This is a genomic window from Cohnella soli (assembly GCF_042655525.1).
GTDB lineage: Bacteria > Bacillota > Bacilli > Paenibacillales > Paenibacillaceae > Cohnella > Cohnella soli.
The window spans coordinates 269389-288352 of record NZ_JBHSMI010000028.1 but is presented as its reverse complement, the minus strand read 5'-3'; the positions used below and the strand labels follow the sequence as shown (position 1 = coordinate 288352).

Annotated in this window: 19 protein-coding genes; 4 read left to right on the top strand and 15 right to left on the bottom strand. The window is 53.4% G+C overall.

Annotated elements, in window-relative coordinates; translation table 11 throughout:
- Positions 1-11 precede the first annotated feature (11 nt).
- The gene (locus ACFPOF_RS17565; protein ID WP_378134945.1) at positions 12-1061 is read left to right on the top strand and encodes a YlbL family protein; all 1050 of its coding nucleotides are present in this window, start codon (positions 12-14) and stop codon (positions 1059-1061) included.
- 106 nt (positions 1062-1167) lie between these two features.
- Here ACFPOF_RS17565 and ACFPOF_RS17560 read toward each other — a convergent pair whose 3' ends face one another.
- Positions 1168-1911 carry an IclR family transcriptional regulator gene (locus ACFPOF_RS17560; protein ID WP_378134943.1) on the bottom strand — a complete coding sequence of 248 codons (744 nt, stop codon included), beginning with the start codon at positions 1909-1911 and terminating at the stop codon, positions 1168-1170.
- 213 nt (positions 1912-2124) lie between these two features.
- Between ACFPOF_RS17560 and ACFPOF_RS17555 the strand changes: the two genes are divergently transcribed.
- Together ACFPOF_RS17555 and ACFPOF_RS17550 are read left to right on the top strand one after the other, a co-directional pair.
- The gene (locus tag ACFPOF_RS17555) at positions 2125-3171 is read left to right on the top strand and encodes an alpha/beta hydrolase (protein WP_378134941.1); all 1047 of its coding nucleotides are present in this window, start codon (positions 2125-2127) and stop codon (positions 3169-3171) included.
- Between the two features lie 91 nt (positions 3172-3262).
- Entirely contained in the window at positions 3263-4501 is a 1239-nt protein-coding gene (locus tag ACFPOF_RS17550; RefSeq protein ID WP_378134939.1) for a Fe-Mn family superoxide dismutase, read from the top strand.
- Between the two features lie 19 nt (positions 4502-4520).
- On the opposite strand, the gene ACFPOF_RS17545 is transcribed toward ACFPOF_RS17550, so the two are convergent.
- The 9 genes from ACFPOF_RS17545 to ACFPOF_RS17505 form a co-directional block, all read right to left on the bottom strand.
- Positions 4521-4895 (bottom strand): hypothetical protein, encoded by a 375-nt coding sequence (locus ACFPOF_RS17545; RefSeq protein WP_378134937.1) that lies wholly within the window; start codon positions 4893-4895, stop codon positions 4521-4523.
- A gap of 159 nt (positions 4896-5054) precedes the next feature.
- On the bottom strand, positions 5055-6131 hold the full coding sequence (locus tag ACFPOF_RS17540) for a Gfo/Idh/MocA family protein (RefSeq protein WP_378134935.1): 1077 nt from the start codon (positions 6129-6131) through the stop codon (positions 5055-5057).
- 239 nt (positions 6132-6370) lie between these two features.
- The gene (gene folE, locus ACFPOF_RS17535; protein ID WP_378134933.1) at positions 6371-6964 is read right to left on the bottom strand and encodes a GTP cyclohydrolase I FolE; all 594 of its coding nucleotides are present in this window, start codon (positions 6962-6964) and stop codon (positions 6371-6373) included.
- 15 nt (positions 6965-6979) lie between these two features.
- Positions 6980-7240, bottom strand: a complete 261-nt coding sequence (locus tag ACFPOF_RS17530) for a YneF family protein (RefSeq protein ID WP_378134931.1) — start codon at positions 7238-7240, stop codon at positions 6980-6982.
- Between the two features lie 133 nt (positions 7241-7373).
- A complete protein-coding gene (locus tag ACFPOF_RS17525; RefSeq protein WP_378134929.1) occupies positions 7374-8396 on the bottom strand; it encodes an HD-GYP domain-containing protein in 1023 nt (340 codons plus the stop codon).
- A gap of 146 nt (positions 8397-8542) precedes the next feature.
- Positions 8543-9643 carry a tRNA epoxyqueuosine(34) reductase QueG gene (gene queG / locus ACFPOF_RS17520; protein WP_378136023.1) on the bottom strand — a complete coding sequence of 367 codons (1101 nt, stop codon included), beginning with the start codon at positions 9641-9643 and terminating at the stop codon, positions 8543-8545.
- Between the two features lie 53 nt (positions 9644-9696).
- Positions 9697-10293: a signal peptidase I gene (gene lepB, locus ACFPOF_RS17515; protein WP_378134927.1), complete on the bottom strand. Its 597-nt coding sequence runs from the start codon at positions 10291-10293 to the stop codon at positions 9697-9699.
- Complete coding sequence (locus ACFPOF_RS17510; protein ID WP_378134925.1) at positions 10290-10877, bottom strand: DUF402 domain-containing protein; 588 nt, start codon at positions 10875-10877, stop codon at positions 10290-10292. The genes lepB and ACFPOF_RS17510 overlap by 4 nt, the downstream gene beginning before the upstream one ends.
- Before the next feature lie 164 nt (positions 10878-11041).
- Complete coding sequence (locus tag ACFPOF_RS17505; RefSeq protein WP_378134923.1) at positions 11042-11464, bottom strand: GNAT family N-acetyltransferase; 423 nt, start codon at positions 11462-11464, stop codon at positions 11042-11044.
- A 383-nt stretch (positions 11465-11847) separates the two neighbouring features.
- Here ACFPOF_RS17505 and ACFPOF_RS17500 point away from each other — a divergent pair, with 383 nt between their 5' ends.
- On the top strand, positions 11848-12459 hold the full coding sequence (locus ACFPOF_RS17500; RefSeq protein ID WP_378134921.1) for a superoxide dismutase: 612 nt from the start codon (positions 11848-11850) through the stop codon (positions 12457-12459).
- An 83-nt stretch (positions 12460-12542) separates the two neighbouring features.
- Here the strand turns inward: ACFPOF_RS17500 and ACFPOF_RS17495 are convergent, their stop codons facing one another.
- Genes ACFPOF_RS17495 through ACFPOF_RS17475 form a run of 5 tightly spaced genes read right to left on the bottom strand, consistent with a single transcriptional unit; the run spans position 12543 to position 18673 of the window.
- Entirely contained in the window at positions 12543-13547 is a 1005-nt protein-coding gene (locus tag ACFPOF_RS17495) for a protoglobin domain-containing protein (protein WP_378134919.1), read from the bottom strand.
- 35 nt (positions 13548-13582) lie between these two features.
- Entirely contained in the window at positions 13583-16204 is a 2622-nt protein-coding gene (locus tag ACFPOF_RS17490; protein WP_378134917.1) for a chemotaxis protein CheW, read from the bottom strand.
- Position 16205: 1 nt separating this feature from the next.
- The gene (locus ACFPOF_RS17485) at positions 16206-16631 is read right to left on the bottom strand and encodes a chemotaxis protein CheW (RefSeq protein WP_378134915.1); all 426 of its coding nucleotides are present in this window, start codon (positions 16629-16631) and stop codon (positions 16206-16208) included.
- Between the two features lie 16 nt (positions 16632-16647).
- Positions 16648-18213 carry a methyl-accepting chemotaxis protein gene (locus ACFPOF_RS17480; protein ID WP_378136021.1) on the bottom strand — a complete coding sequence of 522 codons (1566 nt, stop codon included), beginning with the start codon at positions 18211-18213 and terminating at the stop codon, positions 16648-16650.
- Entirely contained in the window at positions 18197-18673 is a 477-nt protein-coding gene (locus tag ACFPOF_RS17475) for a hypothetical protein (RefSeq protein ID WP_378134913.1), read from the bottom strand. Before ACFPOF_RS17475 ends, ACFPOF_RS17480 begins: the two co-directional genes overlap by 17 nt.
- Positions 18674-18964: the final 291 nt, after the last annotated feature.

Sequence of the window (18964 nt, the reverse complement as noted above, 5' to 3'; positions counted from 1 at the left end):
GGATTTCTCGGATGCAAATGAAAAACACGCAGTCCCATTGGTTGCGGCGATATTGGCCGTCCATTCTGATCGGCGTAATTATCGTTCTGTTTATTATTGCGTATATGAAACCACTGCCTTACATGCTTTACGGCGCAGGAACGGCGGAATCCGTCCATACCCGGGTCGAGACGGGACATAAGCTTGACGAGAAGGGTGAGCTGATGTTCACAACGGTGTCTACTTACTCCAACCCGAATATTTTCTCCGTTATTTATGCCCGCATTAACAAGCGCATGGAAGTCAAACCTGTCGCCGAAGCGACGGGGGGCGCGACGAACTTGAAAGCCTACCGTAACCTGCTCGCCTGGATGCGTGACAGCTCCGAAGCGAATGCTCTGATCGCCGCTTATGCAGCCATGAATAAGCCGATCGACGTGAAAGAGCAAGGTGTCATCGTGTATAGCCTGCTCGCCGAATCCCAGGCCCGGAGCAATGGGCTCCAAGAGGGAGATATCATCACAAAAGTAGATGGTAAAGAAACGTTGACAGTCAAAACGCTGTCCGATTACTTGCAGACGAAAAAAGTCGGGGACAACGTCGTGCTGGAAGGAACGCGCGGCACAGATACATTCAAGACGACGGTCCCCCTTATTAAAATGTCCGATAATCGCATAGGCATCGGATTCATCAACCAACCTGTTTTAAAAGTTACGCCGCCAGATCCGGTCAAATTCGACTTCGCCGATACCGGCGGCCCGTCGGCGGGATTGATGATGACGCTCGAAATTATCGCGCAGCTAACCGGAGAAGACCTGACGCGAGGCTACAAGATCGCCGGTACGGGCACGATCAGCGCTGACGGCACCGTGGGGCTCATCGGCGGTATCAACTATAAGTTGATGGCTGCCGAGAGGGAGAAGGCAGACTACTTCCTCGTCCCGTTTAACGACAAAAACTCCTCCAACTGGGATCTCGCTGAGAAGACGGTCAAAGACTTGAAACTTGATCTCAAACTCGTCAAAATCTCAAAGCTTCAGGAAGCGGTAGATTTCTTGAAAAAACTCGCACCGAAAACGTAATGCAGCTCAAAAAGAGGGCTTTCCAACGTCATCGCCGATGACCAGGAAAGCCCTCTTCGTTGCTCATAAACGTTCAATCTTCCACCGTTCTCCATTCGCAATCGAATCATCCGAGCATCGTTCCCATCCGGTGAGCGGACTCGATGATGGCCGGCGCGTATTTGTGCATGAGGTCCGGTGTCAGTCGGTTAGACGGGCCGGACACGGCAAGCGCCGCGACCAGTTTGCCGGACCGGTTAAAGATCGGCGCCGCGACGGCCGCCGCACCCGGCTCGCGCTCCTCGTAACTAGTCGCGTAACCTACACGCATAATGTCGTCGAGCTGTTTCCCGAACGACTCGCGATCCAATTGCGCAGGCCATGCGGGATCGGCCAGAATTGTCCCCCTCACACCCGCGTCCGCGAATGCCAGCAGCACTTTGCTGGATGCACCTACGAACAGCGGCAGGCGCGCTCCTACCGTAGCTACCCTACGGATCGCCTGCGTGCTTTGCACCGCCTGTATTCTGACGCGCTCCCCACGATCCCTCACATATAGGCTGATCGTCTCATTCAACTGGTCTCTTAGACGCTCCATTTCGGGCAGCAACACGACGGACGGGTCGTCGGAACGCGAAAGGTTGGCCGACAGCTCAAGCACGCTTAAGCCAAGCCTGTATTTCTCCGTAGCCGCATCCCTGATAACGAACCCTTTCTCCTCCAGAGTCGCCAGTAGACGAAACACGGTACTTTTATGCAAACCGACAAGGCCGGCAATTTCCGTTAATCCCCACTCGTGTCCGGAAACGAAGCAAAGCAATACATCGAGCGCCCGCTCGACCGCTCTGACCGTTTTTTTCTCCTCTTCCATCGCCGTGACGCCCCTTCCCAACATGTTTCACGCTATGAAACTGCGTTACGCTCAGTATAACGCAAAATGGCAATCCCGTAAATGTTGGAAGCGCTTTATTACGATTTGATTACGGCTCTCTTACAAGTCGCCAAGTCGCATTGACGCTCTAGGTCTATCGATCTACGATACATTTACAGGTTAGCAATACGACGCAAAGCGAGGCGAATCCCCATGACAACGTTATCGACGTCTTTTTCCTTGAACGGTTCCGCGCCGGTTATTCCCGTTGCCGACCAGCCGCTCGTTCGCCGAAGCGTTTATAAGCTTGGGAGAATCGCAGTTCGCGCGCTTATCGCGCTTTGCTGCCTAATTGCGATTGCTTTCATCGCGTTGCACGGCTACGCCGCTTGGCTCTTATCCCATCCACCAATCGTATCTCTCGGTTCCAACCCGATGCTGGCCAAACAACTCTCCTATTCCGACGTGACTTTCCCGAGTTCGGACGGCCATTCGCTTGTCAACGGCTGGTGGATTCCTTCGGCGGACGACAGCCGCCGCACAGTCGTCCTCAGTCACGGATTCGGCGCCAACCGGGAAGAGCTGTGGGTGCCAATGTACGATCTCGCCGAGCTGTTGCACCGCAACGACTATAATGTCCTCATGTTCGACTATGGCTTCGCAAGCGCCGATCACCGCGCCGCCGCTACCGGCGGCGTTTCCGAATCCCGCCAATTGGCCGGGGCGATTCAGTTCGCACGCGCTCAAGGAAGCGACGAAGTTGTCGTCTGGGGATTCTCCATGGGAGCCGGCACGGCGCTTCAAGTCGCCCTGCAAGGCGTGCCTGTGGATGCCATGATTCTGGATAGCACGTTTATCGCCGACAGCAGTACGCTATACGCCAACATTAGCCAACGATTCCATGTGCCGAAGTTTCCTTCCGTCTCATTGATCGAAATGTTTTTTCCGTTGATGAGCGGGAGCCGTTTGGAGCAAATCCCGTCCGACCGCCTCCAAAACACGGCATACGATTTCCCGATCTTTCTCATTCATGGCACTTCGGACGACAAAGCGCCGGTCGGCATTTCCGAACGAGTCGCCCAGTCTCAGACCAATGCGCTGTCTCGATCATGGATCGTCCCTGGGGCTATTCATGAGATGATCTATCGGACTCATACCAAAGAGTATATTCAAAGAACGGAAGATTTTCTCGCAAGTGTTCATCAAGTCGCACTGGCCAAAGCCGAACTCTCAACGTCGGCCGCCTTCTACCCTGTCTAAATGTCATGAATTCACCTCCCTATGCATACGTTTGGTACGAGGTCATCGGAACGGTGCCTTCGGCCGGCCGATCATGGGGAGGTTATTCGTTATGCCGTCTTTCTACGGAACTATCTCGCCGCTTATTCTTCTTGATGAGATCGCGATCTGGAAGTCGCAGGAGAAAGAACACGCCGCAGCGTTGCGGTCGATCGTACCTGAGCTTGGAACGACCTATTCGGATTGGCTTCTTCGTTGGGAAAACATTTTCGCGCAAACGCACGATTACGCCCAGTCCGTCAAAGATTACGTCAAGGAAGATACATCCAGAGCAGCTTCCCCGGAATTGGCCGATACGCTGCCGAAGCTGCTGGACGCTTCTTTCGACCAAACGCGAGAGTTCACCGGGCAATTGCAAAGATTGACCGAACAGAAAAGCATCCTTCACCGCTTGCAACGCTCCAAGCTTGTTCTCGTCACCATTACGCGCCAAACCGAATTCGCCGGCAGTCTGCCTGACGTCCTGAGCCGATCCGGTGCAGTTGCCTTCCCGGGGACAGGGGAGGACCCTTATCTGTCTTACATCACGGACAACGTCTCTCCAGGGCTCGGTGACGGACCGGAGCCCGCAGACGGAAGCGATCGCACGGAGGAACGGCCGAACGGTAACTGGATGGCATCTGCAGGCGGCAACGCTGCTTCGACAGGCGACTCTCCAACCAATGCCGTTCCGATCGGTGGGCACCGCCTCCCCCCACTGCCATATCCCTACAAAGCGCTGGAGCCTTATATTGATGAGAAAACGATGCGCATTCACCACGATATCCATCACCAAAGCTATGTAGACGGATTAAACAAAGCCGAGCTCAAACTGGAGGAGGCGAGAAAATCCGGGGATTTCGACCTAGTAAAGCATTGGGAAAGGGAACTCGCGTTTAACGGAGCCGGACATTATCTTCATACGCTGTTCTGGGATGTCATGTCACCTAAAGGCGGAGGCAAACCGAAAGGAAAATTGCTGGGGGAAATTGAACGGAGCTTCGGCAGTTACGATGCGTTCAAAAAGCAATTTTCAGAGGCGGCAGCAAAAGTCGAAGGAGGCGGATGGGCGATTCTCGTCTGGAGCCCGCGCAGCCATCGACTCGAAATTCTTACTGCCGAGAAGCACCAGAACTTGTCGCAATGGGATGTTGTCCCTCTGCTCCCCCTCGATGTCTGGGAACATGCCTATTACTTAAAACATCAGAACGATAGAACCGCCTACATCAAAGATTGGTGGAACGTCGTCAACTGGCCATATGTCGAAGAGCGTTACGCCAAAGCGCAAACGCTCCGATGGGTTCCTTATTAAGCTACTGCTCTTTGAAGTGTTATGCGTTCGAGGGACGGCTTTCATTCGGCGGGAGCGAGACGGCGAGCAGTTTCTTGTAGACGTCCATGCGATGCGCCCGAAGCTCCCAAATGCGATCCCTTAGCGCCAAAAGCTCATTGTTGTCGTTCGACAGGCGCATTTGTTCGTACAGCTTCATTAAATCGTGATTCAGACTTTCGAAATTTCGGAGCATCTCTGCGTGCGCGATAAGCCGAAGTTCTTTGGCGATTAATCGGTTTTTGTCTGCCATTGTCTTCAGCAGCCGTTCTTGCCATTCGACATCGCCAAGAAGCAGCGCCGCGTTGTACAAATCCAGATGATCGTCCATCCACTTGCTTGCGTACGCGTTATGCGACCGTTCGCTATGTTGCATCGGCCTCGCTCCTTTTGCCACTCCGTCATGCCAATATACCTAGTATTATACTAGGAATTAAATCAATTTCAACACCAAATGGCCTATTCCACACACTAAAAGAGCCGTTCCTTCATCCAACGAGATGGGGAACGGCTCTTCGGTTGCGGAAATGTAATTTTATAAGCTCCAGTCGAGCTTAACTTCGCTGCCGGTGCGGGAAGATTCATAAATCGCGTCGATGATCAAATTGCTACGAAGCCCTGTTTCCGCAGACGTCCACGGCGTTTCGCCCGTTCTGATGCAATGCAAGAAGTGGCGGCTCAGACGAATGCGGGAGCCTTCGTCCCCTTCCGGGGGCGTCAAAGTAACGTCGACTGTGCGGTCGAACTTTTCCGTCAGGAACTTGCCTTCGTTGCCGCGGATGACGGCGCCGCCGTCAGAGCCCATCAGATGAACGAACGGGGAATTGTCCGTGTCCATATGCACCGCCCAGCTCACTTCGAGCGTCAAAGACGTTCCGTCTTCCATTTTGATGATGGCCGTCGCAAAGTCTTCTACATCGTAGACGCCGTTCCAGTCCGGCTTGCCCCACGTGCCGATGCCTTTCTTGCGGGGACCGAATTCGGCGTATGTGGAACCATATACAGCAACCGGCTTAGGATCGCCCATCAGGAAAAACGCAAGATCCAACATATGAACGCCGATATCAATCAATGGGCCTCCTCCGGATTGTTCATAACGAGTAAACCACGTCCCCCAGCCCGGGATGCCTTTACGGCGGTACCAGCCCGTTTTAGCCGAATAGATCTTGCCGAGCTCCCCGCGGTCGATTTGTTCCTTAACTTGCAAGGAAAGCGGCTCCCAGCGCATTTGGTGGCCAACCATGACCGTCTTGCCATAACGTTGCTGCGCGCGAACGATTTCTTTTGCAGCAGCGGAGTCAAGGCCCATCGGTTTCTCAACCAGCACATGTTTGCCGCTCTCCAGCGCAGCAATCGTCAAAGATGCGTGAGCCATGTTCGGCACGGCCACGATAACCGCATCAACGTCGTCGCGAGCGATTAGCGCCTCGGGCGTAGGGCTGACGACAGGAATGCCGTAATGGGCAGCGCGTTGTTCCGCAAGCGGGAGATACGCATCGGTAATCGCGACGAACTCGCACTCGTCTTGCAATTGGCCGAACCCTTGCAGATGTACGTTGCCGATATTGCCCGCCCCGATGAGGCCAAGGCGAAGTTTAGCGGGGTTAGACATTATTATTCCTCCATATATGAACGTTTGTAATCATCTTCATAACCCTCATCATAATCTTATCCCCATTTATCCGACATGGCGGATTTAGCCGACTTATTATGGTCTTTTGTCCACTAAAGTAATCTCAAGCAACTTTCTCCGGCTCGTTCTGTCTCGAACAACGAGTCTTAACTTCTTGATATGAAAAAAAACCGCCCCGGCAACGACGATCGTTGCTGAGGCGGTTTTCCTAATAGATCTTATCGCTTAAGCAGCTCCAGAAATTCGGAGCGAAGCGCGGAGCTTTGACGGAACTGTCCGCGAACGGCGGAAGTGACCGTCTTGCTGCCGGGCTTCTTGACGCCGCGCGCGCACATGCACAAATGCTCGCCTTCCACGACGACCATGACGCCGTTAGGCTTCAGCACTTCTTCGAGAATGTCCGCAATCTGCGACGTAATTCTCTCTTGCACTTGCAGTCTCCGCGTGATCGCTTCGACAAGCCGCGCGAGCTTGCTCAGTCCGGCGATTTTGCCGCTCGGAATATATCCGATGTGGGCCTTCCCGAAGAAAGGCGCCATATGGTGCTCGCACTGGCTGTAATAGACGATGTCTTTCACAATAACAAGTTCCTCGTGCTGCTCGTCAAACGTGACGCCGAGCACGTCTCGCGGATCTACACTGTAACCGGCGAAAATTTCTTCGTACATCCGGGTCACGCGCGCAGGAGTTTCCAGCAAGCCTTCCCGTTCGACGTTCTCGCCGATCAACTTCAAAATTTCCTTCACATGATGCTCGATTTGCTCGCGATTGTTGCCTACCTGGTTGTTGCTGTAATCTTTCGCTCCAGCCAAGGGACTTCCTCCTCGCTATCTACGGAACCGCGGATTGTTCCTGTCTTTTCCGCCCGAATTCGGCTTTTGGCCGCCCTCGCCGTTTTTCATCATTTTTTGCGCTTGCGCGATTTGTTGGCTATTCATGTTGTAACCCATCTGCTTCGCCATCTTCTGCAGCATTTCCGGGTTGTTTTGCATCTTCGTCATTTGGTTGCGCAAGTAGAATACGCCGACGACAAAACCAAGAATCAACCCGACGATCAGCGTCAATATCGGGATAATGTAGGACCACATAACCTAACCGCCTCCACGTTCAGCATAAAGCCCCGTTCATGCCTCAATGCGCAATGAGCAGGGCTGTCGTCCTATGATAGCATGGCCGAACTGCAGTTCGCAAACGAAAACAATTCGTCAGGTTTCATCAGCTTTATGTTAATACAGCTTCGATAAACACCGTCGGATGCTGCGCCAAGTCCAGTTCGCTGAAGCCTACCGCCTCGTCGCCTTCTTTGTCGATTATGCGCACGATCGGCCGTCCTGGCAATCCCCGATGCTGCCCGACAACAACGCCCGTCTGCCGAGTGGACAACTTGACGGAAATCCCGTTCGGGTAGATCGAGACGATACGCATAAACTGCGTCAGCACTTCATGGTCCAGGCGCGTACCCGACATGGCATTGAGCTGCTCGCACGCGATGTGCGGCATGAGCGGGCCCTCACCATCCGCTCCGTAGACGAGGTTGTCATAGACGTTCGCAACGGCCACGATTTTCGCATACGTATGGATATCTTCCCCGTTCAGCCCTCTCGGGGCTCCGCTGCCATCGATCCACTCGTGGTGCTGGAATGCGACGTGCGCGATCAACAGACTGTATTCGCGCTTGTTCTTGATCAGTTCAAATCCGCGCCAAGCATGATGCATGCGGCCTTCCTGCGCTTCGGGTGCACCGACTTTGCCGATATCATGCAGAAGCGCACCGATGGCTAGTTCCTTCAGTTGAATCATGTTAAGACCTATGTTCAGACCGATTAAGGAGGAAACCATACATACATTCATCGCATGCACGAACATCGCGTTGTCTTCTGTCCGAATATCCGACAAATGAACGAGCATATTCTGGTTTTTCAAAATATCGTCAAGCATTTCGTCGACGGTCTGGCTGACCGCTTTCGTATTAAACGCTTTGCCCGAACGCAACGATTCGAACGTTTCCGACATCAAATGAATGACGGCTCTCTTCGTCTCTTCGTTCAACACTTCGTCTTCCGGGATATCCTGGTACAGCGGATCGTCCAAATAAACCGTCGTCACTCCGAGACGCTTTAATGTGCTAATCATATATACCGTTAATTGAACGCCCTTGGACAGCAATACCGTCCCGTTCGAGGAGAAGATCGTTTTCCCTAACGTTTGCCCGGTTTCGACCGTCTCGATATCGACTAATTTCATCGCTGGACACTCCTGCCTTAGGTTTTCAGTCGGTTCGAACCGCCCTTTACGAGGTTTTTTGAACACCCACTATACGATATTTCGGCATAATCGGCATTCCAAGTAACAGCGGAAAGGTGAAATTACTCTCATTTCCTCGGAAATAATCACACCCGCTTCAACGCTTTGCCAATCGAATCTACGACTTCTACGTCGGTTTCCGTGGCAAGTGCGTCGGATAGCGAGCGTTCCGCCTCTTCGCCGCCGATTTTGCCGAGCGCCCAGGCTGCGGTTGAACGAAGCGCCGGCCTTGGATCCTCGATCAGCACCCTCGCCACGTCCGGCACCGATTCCTTATCCTTGAAATTACCTAGAGCGATCAACGCATTGCGTTGAATCGGCTTGCGTCCCCGCCACGCGGCTGAAGTGTATCCGAACATCTCGCGAAACTCGCGATTGCCCATCTTCAATAGGGGACGAAGCAGCGGCTTGGCCACTTCGGGATCAGGGATCAGCTCCGCGTGACGCCTCACGTCGATTTTCCGATTGACCGGGCAGACGATCTGACACGTATCGCAACCGTATAACCGATTGCCGATTTTCTCCATCATTTTCTCGTCTACCGTTTCTTTCGTCTGCGTGACATAGGATATGCATAGCTGCGCGTTCAACTGCCCCGGACCGACGAGCGCGCCGGTCGGGCAGGCGTCGATGCAGATCGTGCAGTCGCCGCACCCCTCAGCTATGCCTCCGTCTGCGGGCAGCGGCAAGTCCGTCAACATCTCCCCCAGGTACACCCACGAGCCAAGCTCCGGCGTAATAACGGAGCAATTTTTGCCGCTCCAGCCAATGCCGGCCCTCTCCGCGACAGCGCGATCCGACAATGCGCCCGTATCCACCATTGACATCGTGGTCGCCTCGGGAACCCGCGCCTTAATCCACTCGTCAAGCTTCGCTAGCCTATGTCTCAACGCCTGGTGATAATCCTCACCCCAGGCGGAACGGGATAGAATGCCCCGTCGTTTGCCGGGCTCGGAGACCGGCGCCCCTTGCAGCTTCGATGGGTAAGCGACGGCGATCGCAATAATGGAGCGAACGCCTGGCATAAGAAGAGCCGGGTCTGTGCGCAAATCCAGATCCGGTTCTTCGAAGCCCGATTCATATCCGAGCTCCCGGTGCCGAACAAGCCTTTCCCGTAATTCCGCGAACGGTTCTGCCGATGCGACTCTCAGCTTGTCTATGCCAAGAGAGGCAGCGGCTGAAACCATCTCTTCTTTCAGGCGACGCCAGAATGCGGCATCGCGAGTTACGCCAGCTTCGCTCACAGCTTCGTCCAACGGCTGATCGGCCAGATAATCAAGTCCGCTCTTCCTTTAATCATCGATTTGGGCACCTCGTTAAACGCGCGGCTGTCCCGGCTGGCCCGCTCGTGGCGGTTGTCCCCCATCACGAAATAATGTCCCGGGCTAACCGTCGTCGGACCGTAATCTCCGTCTTCGATTTTCACGTCGGTATAAGGTTCGACTGTCAGTTCACCGTTCAAGTAAAGCTCCCCCGCGCGAATTTCGAGCGTGTCGCCCGGCATCCCTATGACGCGCTTCACCAAATAATCTTTATGTTCCGGGCCGTCGCTTGGATCCTTCAGTACGACAATGTCTCCGCGTTTAACGCTGCCGAACTCCAGCGAAATTTTGTTGACGAACAGCCACTCGTTCTCATGGAGCGTCGGTTCCATCGATATTTTCTTGACGGTTGATAGCTGAAAAACATACGCCTGCAACAGCAAGACGATTGCCGCGGCCACAACAAGCGCCCTCGTCCAGTCCCATAATTCTTTGCGCCAGCCGACCATTGCCGATTTACGAGAGGAGCGCCTTCTGCCTCCGGAAGGCGCGATTGGCTCCGATTGCTGTTTCATGAGCGCCCGCTCCTTTCCGCCGTATCCGTTCGATTTCGATTCGTATTTTTCCACTCTTCATAATAGCCGTAAACGACTTCGTCTCCGAACGGAACCGCCCTGTCCGCGATCGCGCCCCTTAACTCAAGAAGTGCCGCCTCCACGCGGGCTTCAACGTCTTCGCCGTACCTGAACATTTCCTTATGCTTAAAAAATTCGTCACGATCAAGTTCAACGACCGTCCCGTCCGGCATGAACGATACGTCCAAATCGTAATCGATATAAGTAATCACATTGCCGTAACGGTAAGGCGGGGAAGCCAGATTGCAATAGTAGCGTATGCCTTTATCCTCGATCAACGCTACGACATTGTACCAGCGGTCCGGCATGAAAAAAGAGACGGCCGGTACGCGACTGACCCATTCCTTGCCGTCCGCTTCGACGATAGCCGTGTGATCGTTCAGAAGCACCCATACATCTTCGTGCGCGTGGCGGGGATGAAGCTTCCCTGCTGGAACAAGCCAATTTTCTAGCCATACCCGGTGTACAGATCCGTTATGTTTGAAGCTTTTAATGACGCACTCCGCGTACGGGCTTTCCGGCACAGTTATCCCCCTTAGCCTCCGTCTATCCATATATTAACGCTGTTTATTCTTCATGAGCAGCTTACGTTCGATATTATAAGAAAAGCATATCTGACCGCCAAAATCAATGACGATCGATATGCCTTTGGGATAGTTCAACTTTTACTATTTTCCTATTTATGCCATTAACCTGCAACAATCGACAACGGCTGCGCCGGAATCACAAAATCGCTCGGCTTCAACCCTAGCGAATCATAGAAAGGTTTCAGCAATTCGTTATGTTTGTCCTTCGCGATGAGCACTTTCATCACTTTGCGTTGTCGGAAACGCTTGTCCATCGTCGATACGAGCGCCCGCCCGACCCCTTGCATCCTGAACGCCTCTTGAACGGCTATGCGGTACACGTAACCTTTGGACTGATCGATCGTCCCGATCAATACGCCGACGATTTCGTCTTCCTTCTCCGCAATAAGCACAAGTTCGCTGTCCCACGACAACTGACGGGCAAACGCGCCCATTGTCTCCTCGCAGCATTCCTCCGACAACACTTCTTCCAGAAGTTGCGCAACCGCCCTGTAGTCTGACAATTGGAAAGAACGAATCTGCATGCTGATATCCCCCGAACCGTGACTTTTACAAACAGATAACGAATTAACAGTCTCTTAATTTTACGACAATTTTGCGAAATTTCTAGCTTTTTTATTAAAAAAACATAAATTTTTTCGCAAAAACGACAGAAAACGCGATGAAAACGCTTTATTTTCGACGATTATAGAGTATTTACTGCAGTTTTTGCCGGAATTTCGTAAGATTCCGTAATTCATGGCGAATAATCGACCAGCGATTTGGCAAAATAGCAATGTCCGGGCGACTTCGACTTTTTATACATCAATGTTGATTTACTCGGGAATATGAGGGATAATAGTCGTGAGCAACGTCAGCTATCGCTGGAGCTACATAATCAGCAAACATACATTTGGGAGGTAATATTATGGCACATGAATTACCGGCACTTCCTTACGCGACAAACGCGCTCGAGCCCCACATCGACACGGCAACGATGGAAATCCATCACGGACGCCACCACAATGCTTATGTAACGAACTTGAACAACGCTTTGAAATCCGCTCCTGAGCTGGAAAGCAAAAGCGTTGAAGATCTGATCGCAGACCTGAACGCAGTTCCGGAAGCGATCCGTACGGCCGTTCGCAACAATGGCGGCGGACACGCGAATCACAGCCTGTTCTGGAAAACGATCGCTCCTAACGCAGGCGGAGCTCCGACAGGCGCTCTCGCTGCTGCGATCGATAGCGAACTTGGCGGCTTCGATAAGTTCAAAGAAACTTTCGCTGCTGCAGGCGCTACGCGCTTTGGCTCCGGCTGGGCTTGGCTCGCGCTGGGCAAAGACGGCAAGCTGAAAGTATACAGCCTGCCTAACCAAGACAGCCCGATCATGGAAGGCGACACGCCGCTGCTCGGACTCGACGTATGGGAGCATGCTTACTACTTGAAATACCAAAATAAACGTCCTGACTACATTGCGGCGTTCTGGAACGTCGTCGACTGGAACGCAGTCGGCGCAATCTACGACGCAGCGAAGTAATCTGCTAACGAACGAACAGGGACTGTCCCTGCCATCATGGATGGCGAGGACAGTCCCTGTTCGCGTTATTTCGAGCGGTTGCTCTACTCTTCCAGCAGCCCGTTCAATTCTGCGGCTACCGTATCGATCATGTGCACGAACGACGACAACTCTTGCGAACTGGCCGCTTGCTGACGCGAGTAGCGGACCGTCTCTTCGCTTCCTTGTTTTACTTCTTCGAGCGAGGAGCGAATTTCCTTCAGCTTCGTCTGAATCGTAACGAGCGATTGCTTGGAATGCGTCGCTAACTTGCGAATCTCGTTGGCAACGACTTCAAAGCCGAGTCCGGCTTCACCCGCGCGAGCCGCTTCGAGCGCGGCGTTTAGGCCGATCAGATGCGTCTGATCGGATATTTCCCGCATCGTCGAGCCGAGTTCATGAATTTCGTCGATGCTTTTCGACAGTTCCCCCACTTTGGCGTGCGACGTTTCCTGAACGTTCGCGGTATGCGAAGCGCTGGTAGCGACCGAATTGCTGCTAGCGTTCAGTTGCACCATCATCGAGGAAAGCTCCTGCACGACTCCGCTGACTTTAGTCAACATCCGTTGTCGATCCGCCGCCAGTTGCTCAACTTTCGCTTTTTCATCCTGCTCGTAAGCTTCGAGAACGATTTGCGAATCAAGATTAAACAATTTTGTGAGCGTATAAGACACTTTAAGCCATTCATCGGGAATCGCCCTTTTCAGATGCGATGTCGCGATATCGAGATATAACACATACGTACCTAAGTACCATTGCGTCGTCAAACCGATTTTCGAGTGCAGTTTACCGATGTATAGCCTTTTTTCGAAAAAGGGTTCGTCGATGACGCCCGACGTCAACGACCGAAAGTACCAACGCTGCGTCTCTTTCAGCCGTTCCAGCGTACTGTGCTTCTCAATGATCGCCTGCAGCTCAGGCTGCGTGGTAATGCGCTCATACAGCTCGTCCACGACTATATTCGTAATGGTATCGAACAAGGAAGTTTTCTCTTTCATGTATGCCAAATCCGCTTCTTCGATTCCGATGTATTGCAACTGTTTCGATCTCTCTTCGCCTAGCTGTATCAAAGCCTAATCCTCCTCGTGTATCATGACAAACAGGCTTATGCAGTGCATCCGACCGCATCAAGGAGTGCATCCGCCTGCAGCAAAAACGTAAGATTGTCGCCCTTCTTGTGGATACCCCGGATGTATCTCGAAACTTCGCTGCCGATGCTCGATGGCGTCGGTTCCACTTCGTTCTCCGGCATATTGAACACTTCCGCCACGGAGTCGACGAGCACGCCAATATGCCCGTCTGCCGTCCCTTTCATCACGATAATTCTCGAGTCTTCCCCGATTTCCGCTTCGTGATGGCCCAAATATCTCGACAGGTCGAATACCGGCAACAGCGAATCCCGCAAGCTAAAGACGCCAAGCACTTCCGAGTTCGCCATACCGACTTGAGACATTGCCGGCACGCGAATAATTTCTTTCACCTGGTTAATATCGAGCGCATATTGCTGGTCGCCGAGCGAGAAAGTAACCCGTTTAGTCACCCTGCTCGATTGACTTAATGCCGCTTCGTCCGTCTTGCTATCCTTCGCCGTGCCCGAATCGCGCATGACCGAATTGACGTCCAGAATAAGCGAGATGGAACCGTTGCCCAGTATCGAGCAGCCCGATATGTACGGCACTTGCCCTACGTAAGCGGACAACGGCTTCATGACGATTTCCTGGTTCGCCACGAGCTTGTCGACGTAAAGGCAAACCCGCTTCTCCGCCGCGCCGATCATGACAGCGTAACCTTTGCCATCGGCGCGAGGTTCCGTGCCCAACCTGTCGTGCAATCTGACGAGAGGATAAATGTCCCCGCGTACGGTGCACACTTCTTTGCCGTGTACACGCTGAATCGACGCGTTCGATAGCTGGAACGTTTCCAGCACGTGTACGAGCGGAATCGCAAGCGTATGTTTGCCAAGTTCGACTAGCAGCGATCTTGTAATCGCCAATGTCAACGGGAGCTTAATCGAGATGATCGTTCCTTGACCGAGCTCGGTATCAATATCGATCAAGCCGTTAAGCTTCTCGATCTGCGTTCTGACAATGTCCATGCCAACGCCGCGTCCGGACAGCTCGGTCACCTTTTCCGCCGTCGACATGCCCGAACGGAAGATCAGCCCGATCGCTTCCTTGTCCGACATGCGAGCCGCTTCTTCCTGGCTGATATCGCCGCGTTCCAGCGCCTTTTGCTTGATTTTACGGGCATCGATACCGCGACCGTCGTCCGTCACCCGGATGACAATGGCATTCTCCTGATGCATCGCCTGCAGTCGGAGATTGCCCTTGCGAGGCTTACCCAGACGTTCCCGCGTCTCGGGCGCTTCCAGTCCGTGATCCGCCGCGTTGCGCAAAATATGAATCAACGGATCGCTGATTTCTTCGATAAGCGTACGATCTAGTTCCGTTTCTTTGCCTTCAATCGTAAAATGAATTTCTTTGCCCGCCTGCTGCGACAAATCCCGAACAAGGCGCGGAAACCGGTTGAACAACTGTTCGATCGGAAGCATCCGCGTCTTCATCATCCCCTCCTGCAACTCGGCGATGACTCTGTTCAGATGATCGGCAACTTCACCCAACAGGGCGCCTTCTTCCTGCTGAGAGCCTCGAGTGTCAAGCCTCTTGCGAACTTCTTGAAGCCGGGTATTGTCGATGATCAGTTCGCCGACTAAGTTTAACAAATGCTCCAACCTTTTGACATCTACTCTGACCGTCTGCTGAACTTGAACTTTACCCTCTACGCCTGCAACAGCTTCCGGCTTCTCCTTTGCCTCGCTTGGCGCCTCCGGCATATGGATCTCAGTCTCCTCGCTTGCCGGAACGGTTGTTCCGCTATCGAGCGGCAGCTCGTTGACAGGGGATGCGAGCAGATCATCTATCGCGGCAACCCTTGCTTCGGAAAGCTGGGACAGTTGCAGCACATTGCCTTCGATTTCGGAAGCGCTTCGCTCGGACGCGACAACGAACGAAATCGGCGCCGACACCAACAGTTCCTCATTATCCCACTCGTTCAGCGGCGGGTGGATGGCCAACACTTCTCCCGTCTCGCTCAACGCTCGATGCACGAGCATTCCTCGCACGGTCGGCATATCCGCTTCCTTCGCCAGCGTAACGGACACCATATGAAGCGGAACGTTCTCCCGTCTCTTCTTCGCCATTTCTTCCAGTTCGCCCTGCCGCCAGCGAATGCCAGGCGACGATTCGGACAACTCCGCTTCGTCCGTCGTCTCATTGCCGATGGCATTGTTAGGCGCCGCGGTTTCGGGTTCTGCTCCGGATTCGCCGCCCTCGTCGTCAAGCGGCTTGCCTGCCAAAATTTTCTCCAACGCGTCCATTAAACCGGGATCGGCCTTATCGTCGACTTGGCCGACTTTTAACGCTTCTTTCTGCTTCTTCAAGTCATCGATGCATCGGAACAGCGTGTCGATCAACGGACCGCTGACCGTTAACCGCCCTTGGCGCAACAGATCGAACACGCTTTCTACTTTGTGCGTTACGTCCTTTATCGCAGTGAAGCCCATCGCGGCAGATGAACCCTTCAGCGTGTGCGCAGCTCGGAAAATACGCTGAACCGTATCTCCTTCTCCGCCGTTCTCAAGCTCGAGAATCGCGTGGTCCAGCGTCTGTAGCTGTTCCTCCAGTTCGTCCAGAAACACGCTTAAATAGGTTGATGCGAATGAGTCCATCTTACCTAACCTCCTTCTGCCCAAGTACCGCCTTAAGATCCAGAACGCCGATGAGCCGCCCGTTCAGCTTCCCTATGCCCGACAAATAGCCGCGCGATACGCCGCCCGTCTGCTCCGTCGTCGGAGGCAACACTTCTTCCAGCGACGCGACTTGCTCGACCACGTCGACGCATACGCCGATGTCTCCGTCTTCCGCGCTGACAACGACGATTCGCGAGGCCGGGCTCGCTTCCGCTTCCGGCATGCCGATGCGGTCGCCGAGCCCAATGACGGGAACGATTCTGCCGCGCAAGTTCATAATGCCCTTTACGTACGGTTTATCGCAAGGCACTTCGGTTACCGGCTGACGCTTGATGATTTCCTGAATGTCCGCCAAGGGGAGCGCATATGGCTCCCCGTTCAGGCCTATGACGATGTAGTCGCTCATCGCTTCCGGCACTCCTCTACACTTTGAATATGGACACGCTCTCGTTTAGTTGCTCCGACAGACGGGCAAGCGACTGGGAGGAGCTTGCCGTCTCTTCGGCTGCGGCTGCCGACTGTTCGCTCGCTGCGGCGATCGTCTCGACCGCGCGCATCACTTCCTCGGACTGGGCAGCCTGCTGCTCGCTTGCAGCGGCGATTTCCGCGATCTGAGTTGCCGTCTCTCCGACCATTCGCACAATGCTGTCGAACGTCTGTCCCGTACGGGACGATTGCGATGTCGCCTCCTCAACCGCCTTTACGCTCTGGTCCGTGTTATGCTGCATGCCTTTGATGATCGACGCAATCTGTTTCGTCGCTTCGCCGCTTCGCTCGGCGAGTTTGCGCACCTCGTCCGCGACGACTGCGAATCCTCTGCCTTGATCTCCCGCTCTCGCTGCCTCGATTGCGGCGTTCAACGCCAGCAGGTTCGTCTGCTCCGCAATTTCATCGATCACTTCTATGATTTGACCAATCTTCTGAGAATCCTGCTCGAGCAGTTGCATTTGGCCAGATAAACGTTCCATACTGCCTATTGAAGCCGCGATGGCCAATCCGCCTTGCTCTGCGCCTTTTTTGGTCCGTTCGGACAATTCCGATACGCTGCTTGCGTTGGCGGCTACCGCGCCTACCGCTCTGCTCATCTCCTGAACGAGCTCGTTGATCGTTTGAGCGGATTCTGCCTGATCGGTGCTGCCCCGCGCGATTTCCTCCGTCGTCGCCGAAATTTCCTGCGCCGCTGCAGCAACGTTCTGCGCCGACCCGACTGTATCTCCGATCAGCTTGCGAAGGTTCGCGATCATTTCATTAAATTTGCCTGCCAGCATCCCAATCTCGTCGTTGCTCCGTACTTCGAGCGAACTGCGCAAATCCCCGCCGGCAACTTCTCCCGCCACATGAAGAACTTGCTTCACTGCTCGAACGATCCGGTGCGACAGCACAATCGCTAAGCCGATGCCGACAACAAGCGCCGCTATACCAACGACATAAAGCACGACTATCGTTATTCGGTTCGTATCGTACGTGTGCTGAACCTGTTTGTTCGATTCGTCCACGTTATATTGAATCCATCTTGTGATCGCGTCTTTGCCCGCCTGCACAACCGGAAGCGTGCCCCTGACGCTTGCAATATCCGGCTTGATCGAGGGATCCTTCGATTGTTCGATCGTCGTATTCAGGGCGGAGAAATATTCCTCGGCGCGCTGTTTTACCTCGTCGTAAAGCTTCTGCTCTTCCTCGCTAGATACGAGGGAACGATAATTGTCCATATCCGCATTAAACTTGTTCATCGTGTCTTCCAACGTTTTTACATAACCCGCTTTTGCTTTCTCGTCCGTCTCGAATTTCAGCAGGAGCGCGCCCCCGCCAAGTCCGATAAAATCTCCCCGCATCTGCGACAGCTTATTAATGCTCGGAAGCCACATGTCCTGAACATTAGAGATCGAACCTTTGAGCGATTGCATGCGGCTGATCGCCAGAACATTAAGGATAACGAGCAGCGCAAGCACGACGCTGAACCCGGCAAGCATTTTAACGCGAATGGTCATCTTCAATTCCCATCTCTCCCTGTGGTCGACTTTTGATCCGACTATGATTCGAACTTGCGGCCTCTTCCGGTATGGAAATCAGACAGTCCAGCACATTCATGAGTTCGCCTCTTGCCTGGTTCAAGAACCCCATGATCGAATCTTGCAGCTTGTCCGTCTGCAGCGCCGCGTTTAGCCAAAGCTGCTTGTTGTACAGCACGATAGACATATCAAACGCCGACGGGTAACGCCTGATTTCCTCGTAAATCGTCGTTTGCAAGTAAGTTTCCGGAAGCACCAGCGTAAACATGAGCACGGGTTGGCCCGGGTGCATGTCTTTGATCTGAAACAGCTCGTGCAATGGATAATTGCGCTTGCGCCAGCGGTAGCCGAACGGTACTCGTTCTTCTTCCTCCCATACGGGCTCGTACGCGTTGATTGCCTCGAGAAAGAGCTGCTTGTAAAATTCGGTAAGTTTCATTACGCTCCCCCTAAGTTCAGTTCGCCCACACGGCGCGTCTTGCGTAATGCGAGCGTCGATTATACGAGAATCTCATCTCCGTTCGGGTTTCGGATCTTCAGGCTCGGGTTTCCCTACCCCATCTTCGCCACAAAGTAACTTTAAGCTCGAAGTATTAAATCTTGTGACGGCTTTATATTTGAAAGGTGTGTTTTTCCTTAACCGAAAAGGCGAGTTGCCTTGAGGATTGTTAGCAAAATGTTTGGACATTTCCCGGTCTAGTCGTTCCGCCAGACGCAAAAACACCCGCGG